The following is a 2,229-nucleotide window of genomic DNA, read 5'->3' as shown; positions in this document are numbered from 1 at the left end:
CCCGCCGTGCCCGTCCGCCTCCCGCCGCACGGAGACGGCGTAGTGGTCGGGTCGCACGGACGGCCCCGTCAGGGAGTACGAATTGCGCCGTCCCGCTTCGAGGTCGATCGCGAGATGACTGCCCGGCGCGAACGAGGGCAGCACTCCCCCATCCGGGTCGACCAGGATCAGTTCGCGCACCGTGGCGGTGAGCATGGCGGCATCCGCGATCCGCAGCTGTCTCATGGCAATTCCTCCGCGTCGACTCGATAGCCCATGTACGCGCCCAGTCGTCGCGAGAAGTGGTGGTAGACGGCCAGCGGCGCACCGCATCCGGAGCACGGCACGGTGCCGCCGATCTCGGTGTGCGCCATGGTCGTGTTTCGGCAGTGGGTGCAGAACACCTGTCGCCGGGCCGCGTCCTCGACGAGGGTGGTGATCTCGGCGTCGAGCGCGCCCGCGGCGAGCAGTCGCGCCCGCACCGCCGACACCGTGGCGTCGGTGCCGTGCAGGACGAAATGCCAACCGACGCGGGCGTTTTCCAAGACCGGAGCGAGGGCGTCCGGCGACACCGTCAGAATGTCGCCGTCGAGTTCCTCGGACAGCGGCGGGAGGTCGGCCGCGTCGGTGACGAGGACGACCCGGGTAGAGTGGGCGGGGACGGGAAGGGCCGGTGACCAGCGCGGAACGCTGGTGTGCGGCATACTGACCGGCATGGCGGCTAGGGCGCGAAGGTGCGGTAGCCAACGTAGAACGCCAGCGCCCGGTCCGGGGTGGAGAACAGGATGCGCGATCCCTTGGGAAAGAAGATCGCGTCGTGGGCCCTGGCGGTCAGCACCTGGCCGGTGTCCGGATTCTCCAGCCGGAACTCACCTTCCAGGATGATCTTCATCTCGTCGTATTCGTAGAAGTAGTCCAGGGGGGCGTCGGTGTGGCGGAGTTCGAAGTAGCCCGAGCACATGGGTGAGCCCTCGGGGTTGGCGTAGACGTCGGCGATGTAGGCGTCGGTGCCCGGATACTGTTCGATCGGCATGGGCGGCAACGTCTTCCAGAATCCGGGGGTGACCCGGAACGGGGCGACGACGGTGGTGTCGGGGGTGGCTGACTCGGCCATGATGACTCCGGTTTTCTATCGTGAAGAAACGTAGGTTAATGTGAGGAAACTGGCGATGGGGTTACGACGGATGGCAGGTGGTGTATGAGCGCGCGACCCGAACACCGCGACACCGGTGATCCGGCTCCGGTGCAGCGCGAGGTGTCACCCGATGCGCCGACCGGCGTCGAGCTCGAGCGGGTGATCGGCAAGCAGGTGCGGGCGCTGCGCGCGGCCAGCGGCTTGTCGGTGGGTGATATGGCCGCCCGGGTGGGCATTTCCAAGGCCATGCTGTCCAAGATCGAGAACGCCCAGACCTCGTGCAGCCTCTCGACGCTGGCGCGTTTGGCCGCGGGCCTCGACGTCCCGGTGACCTCGTTGTTCCGTGGCGCGGACAGCACCCGCGAGGCGGTGTTCACCACGGCCGGGCACGGCGCGGTGATCGTGGGCCGCGGCACCCGGGTCGGGCACCATTACGAACTGCTGGGCGCGCTGCGCGGGCAGCACAAGCGGCTGGAGCCGGTGCTGGTCACGCTCACCGAGGCGAGCGAGACGTTCCCGCTGTTCCAGCACGCGGGCACCGAGTTGCTGTACATGCTCGAGGGGGTCATGGTCTACGGTCACGGTGACTCCGAATACACACTGCGCCCGGGGGATTCGCTGCTGCTGGACGGTGAGGGCGCGCACGGGCCCAGCGAGTTGGTGCGGTTGCCGATCCGGTTCCTGGCGATCACCGCCTATCCGGACAACCACGTCGAGGAGTGAGCGGGGTCAGGCCGAGGCGACCCAGGCGGTCATGACATCGGCGAGCGCGGCCGCGCCCACGTGACAGTCCACCGCGTCGGCGTGCTCGGCGGGCGAGTGCGAGACCCCGGTGGGGTTGCGCACGAACAGCATCGCGGTCGGCACCCGGTCGGACAGGATGCCCGCGTCGTGTCCGGCCTGGGTGGGCAGAATCGGGATCTCGCCCAGGTGCGCGAGCGCGGCGGCCAGCCGGGCGCGCGGTTCCGGCGCGAAATCGACGATGGGCGTGACGGATTCGGTGTGCACGGCCAGGCCGACACCCTCGGCTCCGGCGTGCGAGCGGGCCGCGGTCGCGATCCGGTCGACCAGGGCGTCCAGGGTTGGCTGGTCGGCGGCGCGCGCGTCGAGCCAGG

At 69.4% G+C, this 2,229-nt stretch carries 4 protein-coding genes and 1 pseudogene; 1 reads left to right on the top strand and 4 read right to left on the bottom strand.

The features are described 5' to 3' along the window. From ACWELQ_RS44195 to ACWELQ_RS44185, 3 genes and pseudogenes are all read right to left on the bottom strand, one after another. Window positions 1-225, bottom strand: a pseudogene (locus ACWELQ_RS44195) (oxidoreductase); the annotation flags it as partial. Beyond that, window positions 222-695, bottom strand: a complete 474-nt coding sequence (locus tag ACWELQ_RS44190) for a dimethylamine monooxygenase subunit DmmA family protein (RefSeq protein ID WP_452402931.1) — start codon at window positions 693-695, stop codon at window positions 222-224. The gene ACWELQ_RS44190 and the pseudogene ACWELQ_RS44195, both read right to left, overlap by 4 nt. Window positions 696-700: 5 nt before the next feature. Then, window positions 701-1,093 carry an ethanolamine utilization protein gene (locus ACWELQ_RS44185; protein ID WP_452402930.1) on the bottom strand — a complete coding sequence of 131 codons (393 nt, stop codon included), beginning with the start codon at window positions 1,091-1,093 and terminating at the stop codon, window positions 701-703. Between the two features lie 84 nt (window positions 1,094-1,177). On the opposite strand from ACWELQ_RS44185, the gene ACWELQ_RS44180 reads away from it, so the two are divergent. Beyond that, window positions 1,178-1,837, top strand: a complete 660-nt coding sequence (locus tag ACWELQ_RS44180) for a helix-turn-helix domain-containing protein (RefSeq protein WP_452402929.1) — start codon at window positions 1,178-1,180, stop codon at window positions 1,835-1,837. 6 nt (window positions 1,838-1,843) lie between these two features. On the opposite strand, the gene ACWELQ_RS44175 is transcribed toward ACWELQ_RS44180, so the two are convergent. Beyond that, window positions 1,844-2,229: M20/M25/M40 family metallo-hydrolase (locus ACWELQ_RS44175; RefSeq protein ID WP_452402928.1), on the bottom strand; the 386-nt coding region annotated here is incomplete at its 5' end.

Source organism: Nocardia sp. NPDC004722 (assembly GCF_053601505.1).
This window is presented reverse-complemented; position numbering and strand designations above follow the sequence as displayed.

What these genes read in the sequence shown, in the direction of transcription:
- ACWELQ_RS44180 (WP_452402929.1), top strand. Translation starts at nt 1,178, where the DNA reads ATGAGCGCGCGACCCGAACACCGCGACACCGGTGATCCGGCTCCGGTG.
- ACWELQ_RS44185 (WP_452402930.1), bottom strand. Translation starts at nt 1,093, where the DNA reads ATGGCCGAGTCAGCCACCCCCGACACCACCGTCGTCGCCCCGTTCCGG.
- ACWELQ_RS44190 (WP_452402931.1), bottom strand. Translation starts at nt 695, where the DNA reads ATGCCGGTCAGTATGCCGCACACCAGCGTTCCGCGCTGGTCACCGGCC.